The organism is Pseudorhodoferax soli, assembly GCF_003337555.1.
GTDB classification, from domain to species: domain Bacteria; phylum Pseudomonadota; class Gammaproteobacteria; order Burkholderiales; family Burkholderiaceae_C; genus Pseudorhodoferax; species Pseudorhodoferax soli.
This window is the reverse complement of the sequence record NZ_QPJK01000007.1, coordinates 185,884-203,067: the sequence shown is the minus strand read 5'-3', so window position 1 is coordinate 203,067 and position 17,184 is coordinate 185,884. Positions and strand designations below refer to the sequence as shown.

General features: G+C 65.7%; 14 protein-coding genes. 9 read left to right on the top strand and 5 right to left on the bottom strand.

All coding sequences use genetic code 11. The features are described 5' to 3' along the window. Positions 1-17: 17 nt before the first annotated feature. Together DES41_RS24005 and DES41_RS24000 are read left to right on the top strand one after the other, a co-directional pair. Entirely contained in the window at positions 18-1,565 is a 1,548-nt protein-coding gene (locus DES41_RS24005) for a Rieske 2Fe-2S domain-containing protein (RefSeq protein ID WP_114470192.1), read from the top strand. Next, the gene (locus DES41_RS24000; RefSeq protein ID WP_114470191.1) at positions 1,562-2,563 is read left to right on the top strand and encodes a PDR/VanB family oxidoreductase; all 1,002 of its coding nucleotides are present in this window, start codon (positions 1,562-1,564) and stop codon (positions 2,561-2,563) included. The genes DES41_RS24005 and DES41_RS24000 overlap by 4 nt, the downstream gene beginning before the upstream one ends. 100 nt (positions 2,564-2,663) lie before the next feature. Here DES41_RS24000 and DES41_RS23995 read toward each other — a convergent pair whose 3' ends face one another. Continuing rightward, positions 2,664-3,494 (bottom strand): helix-turn-helix domain-containing protein, encoded by an 831-nt coding sequence (locus DES41_RS23995; protein WP_170168279.1) that lies wholly within the window; start codon positions 3,492-3,494, stop codon positions 2,664-2,666. Between the two features lie 308 nt (positions 3,495-3,802). Between DES41_RS23995 and DES41_RS23990 the strand changes: the two genes are divergently transcribed. The 5 genes from DES41_RS23990 to DES41_RS23970 all read left to right on the top strand — a co-directional run bounded on the left by DES41_RS23990 (position 3,803) and on the right by DES41_RS23970 (position 11,673). Then, on the top strand, positions 3,803-5,338 hold the full coding sequence (locus tag DES41_RS23990; RefSeq protein WP_114470189.1) for a tannase/feruloyl esterase family alpha/beta hydrolase: 1,536 nt from the start codon (positions 3,803-3,805) through the stop codon (positions 5,336-5,338). 447 nt (positions 5,339-5,785) lie between these two features. Continuing rightward, a complete protein-coding gene (locus DES41_RS23985) occupies positions 5,786-7,675 on the top strand; it encodes a tannase/feruloyl esterase family alpha/beta hydrolase (protein WP_114470188.1) in 1,890 nt (629 codons plus the stop codon). Positions 7,676-8,170: 495 nt separating this feature from the next. Continuing rightward, positions 8,171-9,133 carry a Bug family tripartite tricarboxylate transporter substrate binding protein gene (locus tag DES41_RS23980; protein WP_114470187.1) on the top strand — a complete coding sequence of 321 codons (963 nt, stop codon included), beginning with the start codon at positions 8,171-8,173 and terminating at the stop codon, positions 9,131-9,133. 142 nt (positions 9,134-9,275) lie between these two features. After that, the gene (locus tag DES41_RS23975; protein WP_114470186.1) at positions 9,276-10,208 is read left to right on the top strand and encodes a LysR substrate-binding domain-containing protein; all 933 of its coding nucleotides are present in this window, start codon (positions 9,276-9,278) and stop codon (positions 10,206-10,208) included. Between the two features lie 250 nt (positions 10,209-10,458). Continuing rightward, complete coding sequence (locus DES41_RS23970) at positions 10,459-11,673, top strand: aminotransferase-like domain-containing protein (protein WP_114470428.1); 1,215 nt, start codon at positions 10,459-10,461, stop codon at positions 11,671-11,673. A 236-nt stretch (positions 11,674-11,909) separates the two neighbouring features. On the opposite strand, the gene metW is transcribed toward DES41_RS23970, so the two are convergent. Both metW and metX read right to left on the bottom strand, forming a co-directional pair. Continuing rightward, positions 11,910-12,494, bottom strand: coding sequence for a methionine biosynthesis protein MetW (gene metW, locus DES41_RS23965; protein ID WP_114470185.1), 585 nt, complete (start codon positions 12,492-12,494; stop codon positions 11,910-11,912). Then, a complete protein-coding gene (gene metX / locus DES41_RS23960) occupies positions 12,491-13,624 on the bottom strand; it encodes a homoserine O-succinyltransferase MetX (RefSeq protein ID WP_114470184.1) in 1,134 nt (377 codons plus the stop codon). The genes metW and metX overlap by 4 nt, the downstream gene beginning before the upstream one ends. A gap of 440 nt (positions 13,625-14,064) precedes the next feature. Here metX and DES41_RS23955 point away from each other — a divergent pair, with 440 nt between their 5' ends. Both DES41_RS23955 and DES41_RS23950 read left to right on the top strand, forming a co-directional pair. Beyond that, a complete protein-coding gene (locus DES41_RS23955) occupies positions 14,065-15,033 on the top strand; it encodes a Bug family tripartite tricarboxylate transporter substrate binding protein (protein WP_114470183.1) in 969 nt (322 codons plus the stop codon). 214 nt (positions 15,034-15,247) lie between these two features. Beyond that, on the top strand, positions 15,248-16,162 hold the full coding sequence (locus DES41_RS23950) for a LysR family transcriptional regulator (protein WP_114470182.1): 915 nt from the start codon (positions 15,248-15,250) through the stop codon (positions 16,160-16,162). 60 nt (positions 16,163-16,222) lie between these two features. Here DES41_RS23950 and DES41_RS23945 read toward each other — a convergent pair whose 3' ends face one another. Then, positions 16,223-16,654, bottom strand: coding sequence for a hypothetical protein (locus tag DES41_RS23945; RefSeq protein ID WP_114470181.1), 432 nt, complete (start codon positions 16,652-16,654; stop codon positions 16,223-16,225). A 50-nt stretch (positions 16,655-16,704) separates the two neighbouring features. Further along, positions 16,705-17,166: a PaaI family thioesterase gene (locus tag DES41_RS23940; protein ID WP_114470180.1), complete on the bottom strand. Its 462-nt coding sequence runs from the start codon at positions 17,164-17,166 to the stop codon at positions 16,705-16,707. Between the last annotated feature and the right edge of the window lie 18 nt (positions 17,167-17,184).

Genomic DNA, 17,184 nt, shown 5'->3' with positions numbered 1-17,184 from the left:
CTTTGCGAAAGACGTCCATGACCATCAAGCAAGAAAAGCACGAGCACAAGACCACCGCGGGCGGTACCGTCCACAAGCTGATCCCCTACGGCGGTTACTTCACCAACAAGGTGCCGGGCCACGATCCGGAGCTGACCGAGGTCGGTGCCGGCACGCCGACCGGCGAATACCTGCGCCGTTTCTGGCACCCGGTCTGCATGTCCATGGAGCTGACCGACACGCCGCGCTTTCTGAAGATCCTGGGCGAGGAGCTGGTGTGTTTCCGCGACGGCAGCGGCGCCATCGGCTTGTTGCACGCCCACTGCGTGCACCGCGGCGCCTCGCTGGAGTACGGCAAGATCGAGAAGAACGGCATCTCGTGCTGCTACCACGGCATGGTCTTCGACGTGGACGGCACCTGCCTGCGCGTGCCCTTCCCCGAGGGTGAAGAGGAGGAGGGCGAGCGCTACCGCTGCTCCATCCGCCAGGGCGCTTACAAGGCCTTCGAACGCCACGGTCTGGTCTTCGCTTACATGGGGCCGCCGGCCGAGGAGCCGCCTTTCCCCGAGTGGGAATCCAACTTCACCTGCGCCGAAGGCGACGAGCTGGTGCCTTACAGCAACTTCCAGCATGCCAACTGGCTGCAGGTGCAGGACAACTCGGCCGACAACTACCACACCATGGCCTTGCACGCGAAGCGCCAGGTGACCGGCGAGCACTACCAGGGCACGACCTTCGACGAGGTCGGTGCCGCGTCGATGGAGGTGCCACCCGACATGCAGTTCATGCCCATCCACGGCGGCCGCGGCCTGGCCTGCACCGGCGCGCGCCGCTCGGACGAAGACCACATGTACATCCGCGTGCAGCACCAGGTGCTGCCCAACTTCAGCCTGCATGCCTACACGTCGGAGGACGGCCATGCGAAGAAGCTGTTCGGCCGCTTCCACATGATCCGCTGGACCGTGCCGGTGGACGACCTCAACAGCAAGATGATCGGCTGGCGTGTGATGGGCCCCGGCATCGACACGCGCGGCATCGGCGACAAGAGCATGGTCGGCTACGAGACCATCGACTTCCTGGAAGGCCAGGTCGCCATGCGCCGGCCGGAGCGCTTCGGCAAGTACAAGCTCGAGGACATGCCGCCGATCCCTGCCGACCACCGTGCGCGCGAAAACTACAAGGACTGCCAGTACGCACCGGGCGACTATGAGGCCATCATCACGCAGCGGCCCATCGCCGTGCATGCGCTGGAGAACCCCACCAAGTTCGACGCCGGCCTGTACATGTTCCGCAAGCTGCTGCGTGACGCCGTCCGTGGCACCAACCCCAACGCCGGCCCGGAGAAGTTCGCCGAGTGGCTGCGCGAATACGACGGCGCGCCCAACAGTTACTGCTCTGGCAACGTGTTCGAGCTGCCGGTGGGCCGCACCAAGGAAGAGGAAGTGACACTGCGCCGCTACCTGGCCAAGCAGGTGGTCTTCATCATCACCGAGAGCGACAAGATGAGGGGCGCGGAGCGCACCAGCTTCGTCAAGGAACGGCTGGAAGCCTTGCAGCAGGAGGTGCTCGCCCGGAGGCAGGCATGAACGCGCCCTTGCCACAGGGCGTGCTCAGCGGCTTCGTCGCCGGGGAGCCGGTGCGCCTGATGGTGCGCGGCATCCGCTGGCAGGCCGAAGGCATCCATGCCTTCGACCTGGTGCATCCCGATGGCCACGAGCTGCCGGTCGCCGAGGCAGGGGCGCATGTGGACGTGCACCTGCCGGGCGACGTGGTCCGCTCGTACTCGCTTGCCGGCGATCCGGGCGACCGGTCCCGCTGGACCCTGGGCGTGCTGCGCGAGGCCAAGGGACGGGGCGGCTCGCGCGCCATGCACGAGAGCATTCGCGTGGGGGAGTCGGTCACCATCGGCTGGCCGCGCAATGCCTTCGCACTGGCGGACGGTGCGCGCCATTCCATCCTGCTGGCGGGGGGCATCGGCATCACGCCCTTGAAGGCGATGGCGCACACGCTGGCGGCCCGTGGCGAGTCGTTCGAGCTGCACTACTGCGCGCGCACGCCACGCCACGCGGCGTTCCTGGACGAGTTGCGGGCGCTGGTGCCGGCGGACCGGCTGCACCTGCACCACGACAACGGCGAGCGCGACAAGGCATTGGACATCGCAGGCCTGCTGGCGGAGCACGCCGAAGGCACTCATGTCTACTTCTGCGGGCCGGGCGGCTTCATGGACGCCTGTGCGGCGGCCGCCAGCCACTGGCCGCAGGGCACGGTGCACAGCGAGCACTTCAAGGCCCCGGAACGGCCCAAGAACCCGGATGCGCCGGCTGGCAGCTTCGAGGTCCGGATGGCGAGAACCGGCGCCACCGTCCAGGTGCTGCCAGAGCAGACCATCGTACGGGCGCTGGAACTGGCTGGTCACAGGGTGCCGACCTCGTGCCTGTCGGGACTGTGCGGGGCCTGCAAGGTCGGCTACCTCGAGGGTGAGGTCGACCATCAGGACTTCATCCTGAACGACGAGGAAAAGACGCGGTGCCTGACCGTGTGCGTGTCGCGGGCCAAGAGTGCGTGCCTGGTCCTCGACCTCTGAGCCGCGGCGGCGCGCGCCAGTCTGAGGCATCGCGCGATGGCCTTCTGGCCGCTCGCCTCGCCGGCCCGCGCCAGCAGGCCTGGATGCAGCAACGCGAGGGCTAGACCCGGTCGCCGCCAACTGCGTCTGGGCTTCCTTTGGGCTGGTTGCTGCTGGTTGGCGACGGCAATCCCTTCGATCGGCGATAGCTGTCTGGTGTCCTGCCGAAGGTACGCCCGAACGCTGTCGTGAAATGGCTCTGGCTGGCGAAGCCGGTCTCGTAGGCGATCTCTGCCAGGGGCGTGTTCCCGCACGCGAGGAGTTCGCGCGCGCGCGCCAACCGGGCGTCCATGACGTAGCGGTGGACGCTGCGCCCGAAGGTGTTCCGAAAGCTCAGCGCGAACTGTGAAGAGGCAAGCCCAGCCTCTTTTGCCAGGGCGCCGACGCTCAGCCGATCCATGCGCTCTGTCGCGATGAGGTCCTGGGTCCGTCGTTGCTGGTGGCGGTTCAGCAGGGGACGCGAGAACATTGCTGCACCCCGCACCTCATGGGCCAACTGGCACAGCCGCGCTACCAACTCGTGGCCGAGGCATTCCGCGCGAAGCACGTCGGCGCCATCCGCCATCGCGTGTTCGTGCAGCGTGGCAAAGCAGAGATCCGACACCATGGCATCCCGGAACCACGGTGTTCGCAGCCGGCCGAGATCGGGATGCTCGGACACCGAGCCCTGCAGATCGATCGTGACGGCATCCACGGAGCCGCTGGACTCCAACTCGTTCCAGTGCTGGCCGCTCGGCAAGGCGAAGAAGCTGCCGGGCGCGAAATGGAGCTCGCGTGTCCGCGAGCCCGTCCGCACAGCAGACAGGGCCTGGCCGCGGTAGACGAACGACAGCGTGTACCCCGGAAGAAACGCATCGTCCCAGCGAATCTTGCCGCTGGTTCGCGTCAGCACCAACGGCAGTCCCCGCCAGTGTGGCGTCGCAGACGTGATCGTGCTCGGTTGCTCCACTCTGGTTGGTCCATTGCGGCGGCCGTGCGGGACGCCGGCCAGACGCGCAGAGCATGTCGGCCGGTGCTCCACATGGCAATTGCGGCATCCCCGGGGGCGAGGCCGTCGATTCTTGAAAGACGGCGGCTCGTGCGCCGCCCTACAACGGCGGCTGTGGCGCAGCGAGTGACCGACGAAGACGGTGCTGGGCCACACAGGATCGCCGGGGGCGCCTCTCGCGTTTCCAGGCGGCGTACACAACTGGAGGAAACATGGTGTTCATTTCAGGTCGGGCGCTCAAGCCAAGCGTTCTCGCGGCCGGCGTCGCGGCTCTTCTTGTGGGATGCGGAGGCGGAAGAGAACCGGAGCAAGGCGGAACGGTCGCGGAACCCGCGGCAGCCTGCGAGAAGCTCGCGGGCACCACCGTGGGTGGAGCGGAAATCGGGTCCTCGACCCTGGTGGCGGGGACCGACGATCACGGCGAGTTCTGCCGCGTGACGGGCGTGATCCACTCGAACCTCGCATTCCGCATCGACCTGCCGTCGCAGTGGAACGGCATGCTGCTGGCGCAGGGCGGCGGAGGATGGGACGGTGACATCCAAGACTATGCCTGGTCCCCCTCGGGCGCGAACGGAAACTATCTGGTCGTGCGAACCAATGGTGGCCGCAATGGCAGCGCCTTCGATGCATCGCCCTTCCTGGATGATGCCCAAGCGCGCCTGGACTTCGGCCATCTCTCGATGCACACCGCCTACACGGTTGCGATGGAGCTGTCCGCGTCGCACTACGGGACGCCCCCTGCGCGCAAGTACTTCGAAGGTTGCTCGAACGGCGGGCGCGAAGCGCTGGTCCAGGCCAGCCGCTATCCGAGCGACTACGACGGGATCGTGGTGCGCGCACCCGCGTACAACTTCACGAGCATGATGCGGCACTTCCTCGCGAACAGCCAGGCGATGGCGGTGCCAGGCGGCTATCTCTCCGACGCCCACGGCGCGGCCATCTCGAATGCGGCGCTCTCACGGTGCGACGCCCTGGATGGGGCCGTAGATGGCGTCGTCGCCAACCCGGCCGCCTGCGACTTCACCGTCGAGACGATGCGCTGCACGGGGACAACATCGGACACATGCTTGACCGATGCGCAGATGACAACGGCGCGGACGCTGTACTCGCCCTTGCGCGCCGCCGATGGGACCGAGATCTATCCCGGCTGGGGCTACGGGGGAGAGGCGACCGACTGGGCCGTGTGGCTGACCGGCTCCGCCATTGGCGGGCTGGGCTCACAGACGATCTTTGCGGATGGACTGGTCAAGTACTGGTTGGCAAGGGATCCCGCCGCGCAGCTGCTTGGGTTCGACCCCGAAGCACATGGCGCTGCACTGGCGCTCGCCTCGACCATCATCGACGTCGGGCCTGACCTTGCATCCTATTTCTCTGGCGGAGGAAAACTGATCCTTGCTCATGGCACAACGGACTGGGCCATCAGCTACAAGGCTTCGGTGAAGTACTACGAGGATGTCGGGGCCACGGTCGGCAAGGAGCAACGCGATGCGGCCATGGAGTTCTTCCTGCAACCTGGCGTGGGGCATTGTGCAGGCGGCGCGGGACCGGACAGCGTCGAGCTCCTCGACGCAGTGCGCGCGTGGGTCGAGAGCGGAACGAGGCCATCCTCGCAGCGACTGATCGCGGCGAAGAAAGACGAGGCAGGGCAGCGCACGGCGACGCGTCCGTTGTGCAGGTACCCCACCTACCCGAAGTACCTCGGAGCCGGCAGCATCACGTCTGCCGAGAGCTACGCCTGCACGGAGTAGCGACAGGCGCCGGCCACGCGGTGACCGGCTGGGAGAGCTCGCCGCGGTGACATGGGAGCGGCACGAGCCACGACACATAGCCCGGCGAACGCCGCGGCTTCTGTCCGTTCCGGTCTGCGAGGCTCGGCACGCCGGCCGCCCGGGACCGCCGCGATGTGGCGCTCGAACTGCGCTGTCGATCAGCATCGCTTGCATCGCGCATGCGCTGCCAAAGAGCGCGGCCCCATTCGACCGCGAACGCGCCCAACGCCTGGGGATCGGCGACAAGGATTCCGGTGTCTCCCACTTCGCTCGCCTCGTATCGCCTACTCCGGGAAAGCGATAGCCAATCTCGGCGGCAACTGTGCGCAGGTGGACAGTCTCGCGACGGCGCGACCACTAGGCTTGCGAGGCCGCTGCAGCCCCACGGCAGCATTGGCGGTCACTTTCGAATACTGGAGACCCTTCATGCCCCGACTTTCCGACGAACGAGACGCGACACCGCGACGCGATGCTGTGAGCTGTCCACAGCGGACGACGAACTTTCCCAAAGGCATCTCAAGCACCCGCTGCGCGGTGCTCGCACTGCCGTTGCTCGCGCTGTCTGCGTGCGGCGGCGATGACAGCGACACCGTGGCGCCGATCGCCGCCGCCTGCAGCCAGGCGTTCTTTACGGCGACTTGGGCGGCGGACCCGAGCGTCTCGGTGCTCGAGGTCAAAGACTACAAGGCCGGTGACGCGCTGCCCAATGCGGCGGCTGAGGTCGCCTTCAACCCGACGCTCTCGCAGACGGCGGTCGCGGACCTTTGCTTCGTCAAGCTCGTCGTCGGCCCCGCGCATGCAGGCCCGGCCGATGCGCCGTCCACGTCGGCCGGCGTCGGCATCGAGATCTGGCTCCCCACGAAGGAGCACTGGAACGGCCGCTTCCACGGAATGGGCTCGGGCAACTGGGGGGGCGGGAACGACTCCTTGGTGGGCAAGATCTCCGAGACCGCCACCGAGGCGGCGGACGGCACCTTCCGTTCGGCACCCAGGGTTGCCGGACAGGACGGATCAGCAACCTCCACCACCGACAAGGGCCATACCGGCGCGACGCATCTGTCGGGCGCGTTTCTCATGAACCCGGATGGATCCATCAACACGACCGGATGGGAGAACTGGTCGACGCGAGGCCTGCACCTGCAGGCGGTCAGAACGAAGGAGGCGATCAAGGCGTACTACGGCTCCGCGCAGAAGTATTCGTACTTCTCGGGGACTTCGGGGTCCGGACGCGACGCCATGGCGATCGTGCAGTACCTGCCCGAGGACTACGACGGCGTGCTCGCGCAGATGGCGGGGGGCAACTGGACAAAGTGGACGACTGCGTGGCTGTATCCTCAGATCGTCTACCAGCGCGACCTTGGCGGCCCGATCGCCGCTGGCAAGTTGACGTCGGTCTCCAAGGCTGCGATCGCCGCGTGCGACGTGGTCGGCGGGCAGCACCTCGGATACATCCTCGACCAATCGGCTTGCCGCTACGACCCCACGAAGGACGCTTCCGTCCTGTGCGCAGCGGATGGAGGATCCAACGGCACATCGGACTGCGTCTCCCAGGCCGAAGCGCGCGCGATCAACAAGGTCTGGTATGGCATGACCGCGGATGGAAGCGTGCCGGACCCTGCGGTCGACAATGGCTTCGACACGGGCCTTGCGGGCGTGCGCAAGTGGTATGGCTTCAACCGGGGGACCGACATCACCGGCATCGGGTTCGGCGCCTCCCTGATCGGCGCCGACATGGTGGCGCTTGAGCTGCAGAACTCCCAGTTCGCGGGTCCGACCTTCAAGAACGCGACAGGAAACGGGGCAGAGCTCTGGAAGTCCATGTCGTACGCGGAGCTGGCCAACGCATTCGACCTTGGGGTCGCCCTGCAACCGCAGTTCGCGAATGCGAGCGCGGGCAGCCCGGACCTTTCCGCCTTCAAAGCCAGAGGCGGCAAGCTGATCCATACGAGCGCGATGAACGACTCGGCCATCATGCCTGGGGGGCAGGATGAGTACTACCGGCAGGTCGAGAGCATGCAAGGCAGCCTGGGCGCGACCCAGACCTTCTATCGCCTGTACCAGGTCCCCGGTCAAGGGCATGCCTATGGCTCCAATGGAACGGCGAATCCGGATGCAAACAACCCTGTGTTCGGGCCCGGCGAACTCATGCCGCGTCTGATCGCGTGGGTCGAGAACGGAACAGCTCCAGAAGGCCTGCAACTGCGGACGACGAGCACGACGGCCCCCGTCCGGACGATGCCCGCATGTGCATATCCTGCGAAGCCGACGTACGTCGGCGGTGACGTCAACACCGCAAGCAGCTACGCCTGCCGTTGAACGGAGGCTGGCAAGCTCAGAAGCGGCGCCGGTGCTGTGCGCCGGCGCCGCTGGCTGCACGGCCGTTACGCCATACGCCGCGCTCGATGCGCTGAACCCGATGCCGGGTTCGCGCTCGACGGTCGCGACCGTCGCAACGCCGTGGGAGCATCAACGCCAGCTCCCGCTTCGAGAACAACGGGATGGATCCCGAACCGATCGTTCCGCTTCTCAGGGCAGGGGCCGGACCGGCGCGCGTGAGGGCATGACGCTGCGCCGCATTGCCGCGCCAATGCCCTTGCCCGAATCTGACGTCGCGGGCATGAAATCAAATTCAATTCTGCATGAAGCGGGTAGCTCATAGAGTTTGCGAGCCCCGGAGCGAACGCTGTCGCGTCAGCAGCTCATTCCAGATCTTCATGAACGCTCCATTGCGCGCTCGACCGGCTCGGTACGAGTTGCCTGGCGACAGTTCGATCCGGTGGAATCAGTCAGAGACCACATTGGAGACAACACATGAAGCTTTCCGCAATGACGTACCTGTCGTCCATCGCGCTGAGCGCCCTCGTATGGGCGCAGCCGGCGGCGGCGGACACCTGGCCTTCCAAGCCGGTGACGATCGTCGTGCCCTACACGCCGGGCGGCCTTGCAGACCAGATGGCGCGCATGAGCGCACAGCACCTGAGCAAGGCGTTCGGCCAGCCCTTCATCATCGACAACAAGCCCGGGGCCGGGACGGTGATCGGCTCGCAGTTCGTCGCGCGCGCGAAGCCGGACGGATACACGCTACTGTTGGGGGGAACGCCCAACATCTACATGACGCAGCTCTACAAGAAGGCCGCCGTCAAGAGGGAAGATCTCGCACCGGTCGCGAGCCTCATCACCGTGACCAACTACCTTGTCGTCAATCCCAAGTCCAAGTACCAGTCGCTGCAGGATGTCATCAAGCAGTCTAAGGCCGATCCCGGCTCCGTCAGCTGCGCAAACTACGGGATCGGCACCAGCGGCCACCTGTCGTGCGAACTGCTGTCCAAAGCCGCGGGGATCCAGCTGACGAACGTCGCGTACAAGGGAGGCATGCCGACCATCCAGGACACGCTGGCCGGGCAGGTCGACATGGCCGTGGTGGTCGAAGCGTTGCCGTTCATCACCGAGAAGACGCTGCGCGGCCTTGCCGTGACCACATCGTCCCGCAACCCCTATGCGCCGAGCATCCCGACACTGGCCGAGTCGTACCCCGGATTCGACGTGACCAGCTTCGAGGGCTTCTTCGCACCGGCGGGTACGCCCGTGGAGATCATGCGTCGCATCAGCGCGGAGGTGCAGGTTGCGATGAAGGATGCACACAACCTGGCGCGGATGAAGGATCTCGGTGTCGTTCCGATGAACTCCAACTACGACGACTTCGCGGCCTACTACGACCAGCAGTACCAGCGCTGGAACGAGATCCTCAAACCGATGAACATCACGCTCGACTGACCGGTCCCTTCACCTGCGCCTGTGATCGCGGACCAGACCGCGTCCAGGCCTTGGCACGGCCGCGAACGTGCGTCGGGACGGGAACCGCGGTCGTGCGGGCCATCCATGGCTCCAGCACTTCGATCGGAGATCGACACCAGGAATGCGGCGCATACGCACACCCAACATGGCGGCGCTCACCGCCTTCGAAGCCGCAGCCAGGCATGAGAGCTTCACCTTGGCGGCGCGCGAGCTCTCGCAGACCGAGAGCAACATCTCCAGGCAGATCGGGATTCTGGAGGAGCATCTGGACGTACCGCTGTTCGTGCGCGTCAAGCAGCGGGTTGTCTTGACGAAGGCGGGCCGCCTCTATGGCGAACAGGTTCGCGCCTCGCTCCGTGCGCTGGAGAGGGACACGCTGTCGGTCGCTGCGCACGGCGGGGGGCAGGGGAGCCTGGAGTTGGCCGTGATGCCGACCTTTGCCACGGAGTGGCTGATTCCCCGGCTGCCTGGCTTTTACGCGTTGCACCCGGAACTGCGCGTGAACATGGGGGTACGCAACAGCCCCTTCCAGTTCGAAGAAGAGCACTTCGAGGCGGCGATCCACCATGGCAAGCCAGTCTGGCCGCGGGCGACTTCGGAGCATCTGTTCGGCGAGCGGATGATCCCGATCGCGCGGCAGGACCTGGTGGCGGACAGCATCCGCGCGCCTGCGGACGTGCTGCGCTATCCGCTGCTGTATCAGACCATGCGGCCGTACTCATGGCGGCTTTGGCTGGAGGCCGCGGGCCTTCCTGAGGCGATGCCAGGCCACACGACGGGGTTCGAGCTTCACTCCATGCTCGTCCGTGCCGCGCAAGCCGGCCTGGGCATCGCACTGGTGCCGGAGTTCTTTGTTTCACGGGAGGCCTGGAGCCGTGGACTCGTCCAGGTGCACAGCCTGTCGATCCAGACCGAGGACGCGTACCACCTGGTCTACCCCAACGACCTGCGACACAGCCGCCCCATGGAACTCTTTCGGGCGTGGTTGCTGTCGGAGGCCTGCACGTTCAGGGTAACCGGCACGGTTGGCGTGACCCCTTGCCCGTCCACGTGAAGGGACCTGCGCCGTCGTGAGCAGCACTCGGGGACATGCTGGTCTTTCGCAGACACGCATCCCGGATGATGCGCATAACTCATCAAGCTGCAAGTATTGGTCGCTTTACCGGCGGCGGGTCTGACCGAAGAATGGGCCATCGAACGGGAGCGCACAGGCATGTGCCTGCGGCCCAAGCTGCTGGATACGCCGCATGGATGCATCGCGGCTCCTGTCGATCACTTCCCCACCCCTGGGTCAATCGACTGCCATGCACTCCTTCTCACGCGCCTTCGTCCATCCCGCCAGCTCACCCATTCGCGAGCTGTTCAAGTACCTCTCCGACCCGGAGATGATCTCCTTCGCAGGGGGATATCCCGACAAGACCCTGTTCGACGTCGAGGGCCTGCGGGAAGCGTCGGAGCGGGCCTTCCAGGACAGCGCAAGATGCCTGCAGTACGGGATGACCGACGGCATCTCGGAGATCAAGGAGCAGGCGATCAACTTCATGGCACGGCGCGGTGTGAGGGCGGCGCCCGAGAACGTCACCGTCACGACAGGATCGCAACAGGCGTTCGACCTGTTGCTGCGCGTGATGGTCAATGAAGGGGATGTGGTTCTGGTGGAGAGTCCGACCTATCCCAACAACATCCAGGCCATCCGCGTCAGCGGCGCACGCATCGTTGCCGTGCCGACGGATCGACAGGGATTGGACATCGACGCCCTCGAGCGCACCCTCGAAGACCTGCGCGCCCGGGGCGTGCGTCCCAAGCTTCTCTACACCGTCCCCACCTTCGGCAATCCCGCGGGCGTGACACTTTCGTTGGAACGTCGGCTTCGGCTTGTGGCGCTGGCGGTGCAGCATCGCTTCGTCATTGCCGAAGATGACCCTTACAGCGAGCTTCGCTTCAGCGGCGTACCCGTCGAGTCCCTTTACGCGCTCGCCCAGCGCATTGACGGCGCGGCCGACTGGGTCGTTCACATGGCGAGCCTTTCCAAGATTCTCGCGCCCGGCATCCGTGTGGCTTGGAGCGTTGCGCCCGCATCGATCGCTCACCGCTGCTATGTCGCGAAACAGAGCGCCGATGTCGGCAGCTCGCCGTGGACGCAGCGCATCGCTTCGGAATACCTGGCCAGTGGGCGACTCGAGCCTCGGCTCGAGCTGATGCGGCAGGCATACGGCGCGAAGTGTCGCGCGCTGTCCCAGGCTCTGCGTGAGCTTCTGCCCGAGGCGCTCGACTTCGACGAGCCGGAGGGCGGCATGTTCCTGTGGGCTCGCCTTGCTGCGCCAGTGGATGCCGCCGCGTTGCTGGCGAAGGGAATCGAGCACAAGGTGGTGTTCGTCCCGGGAGCAGGGTTCCATGCCGACGAGCCCGACCCGGCGACGCTGCGCGTGTCCTTCACTGCGCACTCGATACCCCGGATTCAGGAAGGCGCCGTGCGGCTGCAGCGCGCCTGGGCAGCTGCACGGTCAAGCGCGTCCTAGAGCGACTGGGGCGCGGCAGCAGTTTCGCCCGCCAGTTCAGCGGCTCTCGATCAGCCCTTGCACCCGGGGATTGGCGATGGGTGCGCGTGTGGAAGGGAATCTCTCGTCGATCCTGTGCGCGCCTCGCGTCAGCGCACAGCCCAGCAGCGGCAGCGCGGATGCGCACGGAGCGGCCCGGTAAGCCGCCGCGTGCGCAGGAGCGCTGTGTCAGGGTCGCACGTGCCGGCGTCGCCCGGTCACGACGGCTCGAAGTGGAAAAACGCCGTTGAGGCTCGCGCGTTCGGGAACACGCGGATCTCCAGGCCCGCCTGCAGACCGAACGCGTCCAGGATCCTAAGGCCGTTCTCGCGCGCCAGCGACTCGAAGTCCTTGTAGGTGCCCACGCGGATGTTGGGCGTGTCGTACCACTGGTAGGGCAGGCGGCGCGTCACCGGCATGCGCCCGCGCAGCACCGACAGCCGGTTCGGCCAGTGGGCGAAGTTGGGGAAGGCGACGATGCCGCGCCGGCCTACGCGCGCGGTCTCGCGCAGCATGGTCTCGGCATTGCGCAGGTGCTGCAGCGTGTCGATCTGCAGCACCGCGTCGAAGCTGGCGTCGTCGAACATCGCCAGGCCTTCCTCGAGGTTGAGCTGGATCACGTCGACGCCGCGCTGCACGCAGGCCAGCACGTTGGCATCCGCGATCTCGATGCCGTAGCCCGTGCAGCCGCGCGTGGCCTGCAGGTGGGCCAGCAGCGCACCGTCGCCGCAACCCAGGTCGAGCACGCGTGCGCCCTGTGGCACGAGGCGCGCGATGGTCTCCATCGTCGATTGGTCGCTCATGCCGCGACTCCTTCGGCAGCGATGCGCGCGAAGTAGGCGCGCACCACGTTGAGGTAGCGCGCATCGTCGAGCAGGAAAGCGTCGTGCCCGTGCGGCGCGTCGATCTCCGCGTAGCTGACGGCACGCTTGTTGTCGAGCAGGGCCTGCACGATCTCGCGGCTGCGCGCCGGGGCGAAGCGCCAGTCGGTCGTGAAGCTCACGAGCAGGAACTTGGCCTGGGTCTGCGCCAGCGCCTGCGCCAGGTTGCCGCCATGCGTGCGGGCCGGGTCGAAGTAGTCGAGCGCACGCGTCATGAGCAAGTAGGTGTTCCCGTCGAAGTAGCCGCTGAACTTCTCCCCCTGGTAGCGCAGGTAGCTCTCGATCTGGAACTCGATGTCCTGCGTGCTGTACTTCAAATCGATGCCTTCGCGCAGCTGGCGCCCGAACTTCTCGTTCATGACGTCGTCGCTGAGGTAGGTGATGTGGCCGATCATGCGCGCGATGCGCAGGCCGCGCTTGGGCACCACGCCCTGCGCGTAGAAGTGGCCGCCGTGGAAATCGGGGTCGGTCACGATGGCGCGGCGCGCCACCTCGTTGAAGGCGATGTTCTCGGCGTTGAGGTTGGGCGCGCTGGCCACCACCACGGCATGGCGCACGCGCTCGGGGTAGCGCAGGCTCCAGCACAGGGCCTGCATGCCGCCCAGGCTGCCGCCCATCACGGCCGCGAGCTGGCGGATGCCCAGTTCGTCGAGCAGCCGGGCCTGGGCGTCGACCCAGTCCTCCACGGTGACGACCGGGAAGTCGGCGCCGTAGACGCGGCCCGTGTCCGGATTCACGTGCATGGGGCCGGTGGAGCCGAAGCATGAGCCCAGGTTGTTCACACCGATGACGAAGAAGCGGTCGGTATCGACCGGCTTGCCGGAGCCGATCATGTTGTCCCACCAGCCTTCGGACTTGGGCTGGCCTTCGTAGACGCCCGCCACATGGTGCGAGGCGTTCAGCGCGTGGCAGATCAGCACCGCATTGCTCTTGCTGGCGTTGAGCGTGCCGTAGGTCTCGTAGCTCAGCGCGTAGTCGCGGATCGCCGCGCCGCTTTGCAGCGGCAGCGGCTGGCTGAATGGCATGGACTGAGGATGCGCAGTGAGTGGCATGGACGCAAAAACAAAAAAACCCGGCTCGCTGAAAAACGAAGCCGGGTGGGGCGTCCGTGTTTAGCTGTACTTCGGATCTACAAGGATCCGGCGCCCGCAAGCTGGGACAAATCGGCGCATGAAAAGTATAGCCACGCTCGACGGTCGATCTGCTGAAACCGACACCGCATGCATCGCTTGATGCGCTCAAAGAACCTTCGGTGTGGCATGAAAACTGCAGGTTAGTTCGCGTTGATCATCACGTCGCAACTATTAATCGCTTTACCCACTTTCAGCACCTTCAAAGAATGCGCGCCAGTCAGGGATCCACGCCGGACATGACTCGTGCCTGCTTGTCCGCGTGAGCGAACGCGCAGGAATTCTTCCATCGTCGGCAGCATCGGCTCTATGCATCGGAGCCGGTGACCGACGCCAACAAAAGCATCACCTGGGGACCGAGAATGAAAAACCGCCGCACCATCGTCGCAGCAGCCCTCGCGACCGGCACCGCATCGCTGATCGCGCCACTGAACGCGATTGCCCAGTCGAAACCATTGACCATCATCGTGCCGTATCCCCCTGGAGGCAGCGTGGATGTCATGGCGCGCATCCTGGCCGAACGGCTCAAGACCACGCTGGGACGAACGGTGATCGTTGAGAACAAGAGCGGCGCAGGCGGGCGCATTGGTCTCGCATGGCTCAAGGGTCAACAGCGCGATGGATCGACCGTCCTGCTCGGCTCGAGCGGACTGGTGATCAACTCGATCGTCTTCGAGGACTCGAGCGCCTACAACTTCAAGCGCGACTTCGTCGGCGTCGCGCAGGTCGGACGGGCACCGATGGCCTTGGCGGTGCCCTTTGGCAGCGCCGCGAACTCGATCCAGGAGTTCGTCAAGTCGGGCAAGGACAACCAGTTCACGTACGGAACGAATGGTCCCGGCTCCTTCGGCCACCTGGTCGGACTCAAGTTCGCCAAGGCAGTGAACCTGCAGGCCAATCCGGTTTCCTACCAGGGTGGCGCGCCGATGGCCAACGACCTGATGGCGGGACAGATCGAGTCGGCGATCGACGCCCAAGCCGACTTCGTCGAGCGCCATCGCGCGAAGAAGATCAAGGTCCTCGCTTCGTTCGGCAAGGAGCGCTCCACGCTCCTGCCCGATGTCCCGACCATGGCAGAGCAAGGCGTTCCAGGCATTGCTGGAGAGCTCTGGTTCGGCTTCCTTGCCGGTCGCGGCGAGTCCACCGCGTTCCTCGCGGACCTGCAGCAAGGTGTCCGCAAGGCATTGGAGGACGATGTAGCCAAGGAGAAGCTCAGCAAGCTCATGAGCGTGGAGTTCAAGGAATCCGCGGGTCTGTCAGACCTGATTGCGATGGACTTCGAGACCTGGACGCCGGTGATCGACGAGGTTGGACTGCGAAACAAGAAATAGGCACACGGAGTGTCCGCACAGCGGCGCCGGGCCGACGCCGAGCGTCGGCGGCCGTTGTGTCCTCATGGCAGCCATCGGTGCTGCGGTCGAGCGATCGCCGCCGCGCACAGTGCGTAGCGCGCAGCGCGCAGCGCGGCATCGAGGATCGCAAGGAACGCACCTCTCCGTCTTGTAAGCTTTCGTTCCAATCGCTCGAATCTCCTGGAACGACTCCATGCGTCGCATAAGAACCCCCAACATGGCCGCGCTCAGTGCATTCGAGGCGGCCGCCCGGCACGAGAGCTTCACGTTCGCTGCGCGTGAGTTGTTCCTCACGGAAAGCGCAATCTCCCGCCAGATCGCCATGCTGGAGGAGAACTTGAACGTCTCCCTGTTCGTGCGCGTGAAGCAGCGCGTCGTCCTGACCAAGGCCGGGCGGCTGTACAGCGAACAGGTCCGGGGCTCGCTTCGCGCACTCGAGCGGGACACCTTGTCGATCGCTGCGCACGGAAGCGGAAAAGGAAGCGTCGAGCTGGCGATCATGCCCACGTTTGCGAACGAGTGGCTCATCCCGAGGCTGCCGCGCTTCTACCAGCAGAACGACGGCGTGCGCGTCAACATGGGCGTGCGGAACATCCCTTTCCTCTTCGAGGAGGAGCACTTCGAAGCGGCGATCCACCATGGCAAGCCTGTGTGGCCTCGCGCTACTTCGGAGTTCCTGTTCAGCGAGACCATGGTGCCTGTGGCGCACCGCGATCTGATCGGCCGCCGGATAAAGGGCCCAGGCGATGTGCTGAAGTTTCCGCTGCTCTATCTCACGATGCGCCCCTCGTCCTGGCGACAGTGGTTCGAGGCGGCCGGCATCCCCGACGCCAGCCCGCAGAACATCGCCTGCCTTGAACTGCACTCAATGCTGATTCGTGCAGCGGAGGCGGGGCTCGGGATCGCGCTCGTCCCGGAGTTCCTGGTGCCCGAGTCGTCATGGCAGAACGGCCTGGTACGGGCGCATGGCCTGTCGATCCCCACGGTCGACTCCTACCACTTCGTGTACCCCGAGCACATGCGGCACAACCAGCCGTTCGAGCTCTTCAGGGAATGGATCCTGAGCGAGGCGCATGCATTCGAAGCCGCCCGCAAGCCACACGGCTGAAGCAGCGAGCGGCATTCCTGGCGCCCGCCCGGGACATCGCGCGGCCGGCCCTGTACGGCGTCAGTCGGTGAGCCGAAGCGAACCGGTCAGGATCGGTCTCGTCCCGGCGCCGGCCAGTGTGTAGCGATATCTGCCCGGCTGGGCAAGGCGCCAGGTAGGGAGGCTCAACGTCGAGCTTGGGCCGTGCACGCCTCGCGGGCCCCCATCCTTCGCTTCGGTGTCGGGCACGACATCGATCACCTTGCGCGCTGGCGTCGCACCGTCGTCGGCATAGACCTCAAGACGCAGCATGCCGGGCGCCGGGTTCGGCCCGTGGACAACGATGAGCCGGTAGATGCGGCAATTGCCCGGGATCACCACACCGCGCTCGGCCGACGACGCCCTCTGTGCGATGGCGACCGAGTCGGTGCATTCGGGCGGATTGCCAACAGCGGCCATCGAGCCGGCAAAGCATCCGGCGAAGGCGCAGAGGATCTCGAAGCTTGCAGGCACGGCCGTTGTGCTGTGCAGTGGGATGCTTTTGATCTTCCGATGTTTGCCTGTCAGGACTGGGCTGGCTCTTGCAGCTCGATCGCCAGCATCTCGCCGGTGGCGCACAGCTGCTCGCCGGCGTGCAGGTGAAGGGCGACCCAGACCTTGCGGCGGTCGATCGACTGGAGCGCTCCGGTGATCGTCAGCTGTGTCTCCAGTGGGGCAGGGCGCTTGAAGTCGATGCGCAGCGACGCCGTGACGCAGCGCGGCAGACCGAGCTCGGGGGTGCGGCCTCGTTGCTGGTTCAGGAAGGCAGCGGCCGATGCCGTCCCATGGCAGTCCAGGAGGGAGGCGATCATGCCCCCGTACAGCTGGTTGGGAACACCGCCGCTGTAGCAGGCTTCCGCTGTGAAATGCGCGATCGTTCGATCGCCATCGACATAGCTCTTCAAGTGGTGCCCGCCGGCATTCCGTGGGCCGCAGCCGAAGCAATGGGCGTACTCTGCCGCGTAGAGGTCCTGGATCGCCTTCATGCGCTTGTCTCCTGTTTG

Excerpts from the sequence above, each read along its gene's own strand:
- DES41_RS24005 (WP_114470192.1), top strand. The coding sequence starts at position 18 with ATGACCATCAAGCAAGAAAAGCACGAGCACAAGACCACCGCGGGCGGT.
- DES41_RS24000 (WP_114470191.1), top strand. The coding sequence starts at position 1,562 with ATGAACGCGCCCTTGCCACAGGGCGTGCTCAGCGGCTTCGTCGCCGGG.
- DES41_RS23990 (WP_114470189.1), top strand. The coding sequence starts at position 3,803 with ATGGTGTTCATTTCAGGTCGGGCGCTCAAGCCAAGCGTTCTCGCGGCC.
- DES41_RS23985 (WP_114470188.1), top strand. The coding sequence starts at position 5,786 with ATGCCCCGACTTTCCGACGAACGAGACGCGACACCGCGACGCGATGCT.
- DES41_RS23980 (WP_114470187.1), top strand. The coding sequence starts at position 8,171 with ATGAAGCTTTCCGCAATGACGTACCTGTCGTCCATCGCGCTGAGCGCC.
- DES41_RS23975 (WP_114470186.1), top strand. The coding sequence starts at position 9,276 with ATGCGGCGCATACGCACACCCAACATGGCGGCGCTCACCGCCTTCGAA.
- DES41_RS23970 (WP_114470428.1), top strand. The coding sequence starts at position 10,459 with ATGCACTCCTTCTCACGCGCCTTCGTCCATCCCGCCAGCTCACCCATT.
- metW (WP_114470185.1), bottom strand. The coding sequence starts at position 12,494 with ATGAGCGACCAATCGACGATGGAGACCATCGCGCGCCTCGTGCCACAG.
- metX (WP_114470184.1), bottom strand. The coding sequence starts at position 13,624 with ATGCCACTCACTGCGCATCCTCAGTCCATGCCATTCAGCCAGCCGCTG.
- DES41_RS23955 (WP_114470183.1), top strand. The coding sequence starts at position 14,065 with ATGAAAAACCGCCGCACCATCGTCGCAGCAGCCCTCGCGACCGGCACC.
- DES41_RS23950 (WP_114470182.1), top strand. The coding sequence starts at position 15,248 with ATGCGTCGCATAAGAACCCCCAACATGGCCGCGCTCAGTGCATTCGAG.
- DES41_RS23940 (WP_114470180.1), bottom strand. The coding sequence starts at position 17,166 with ATGAAGGCGATCCAGGACCTCTACGCGGCAGAGTACGCCCATTGCTTC.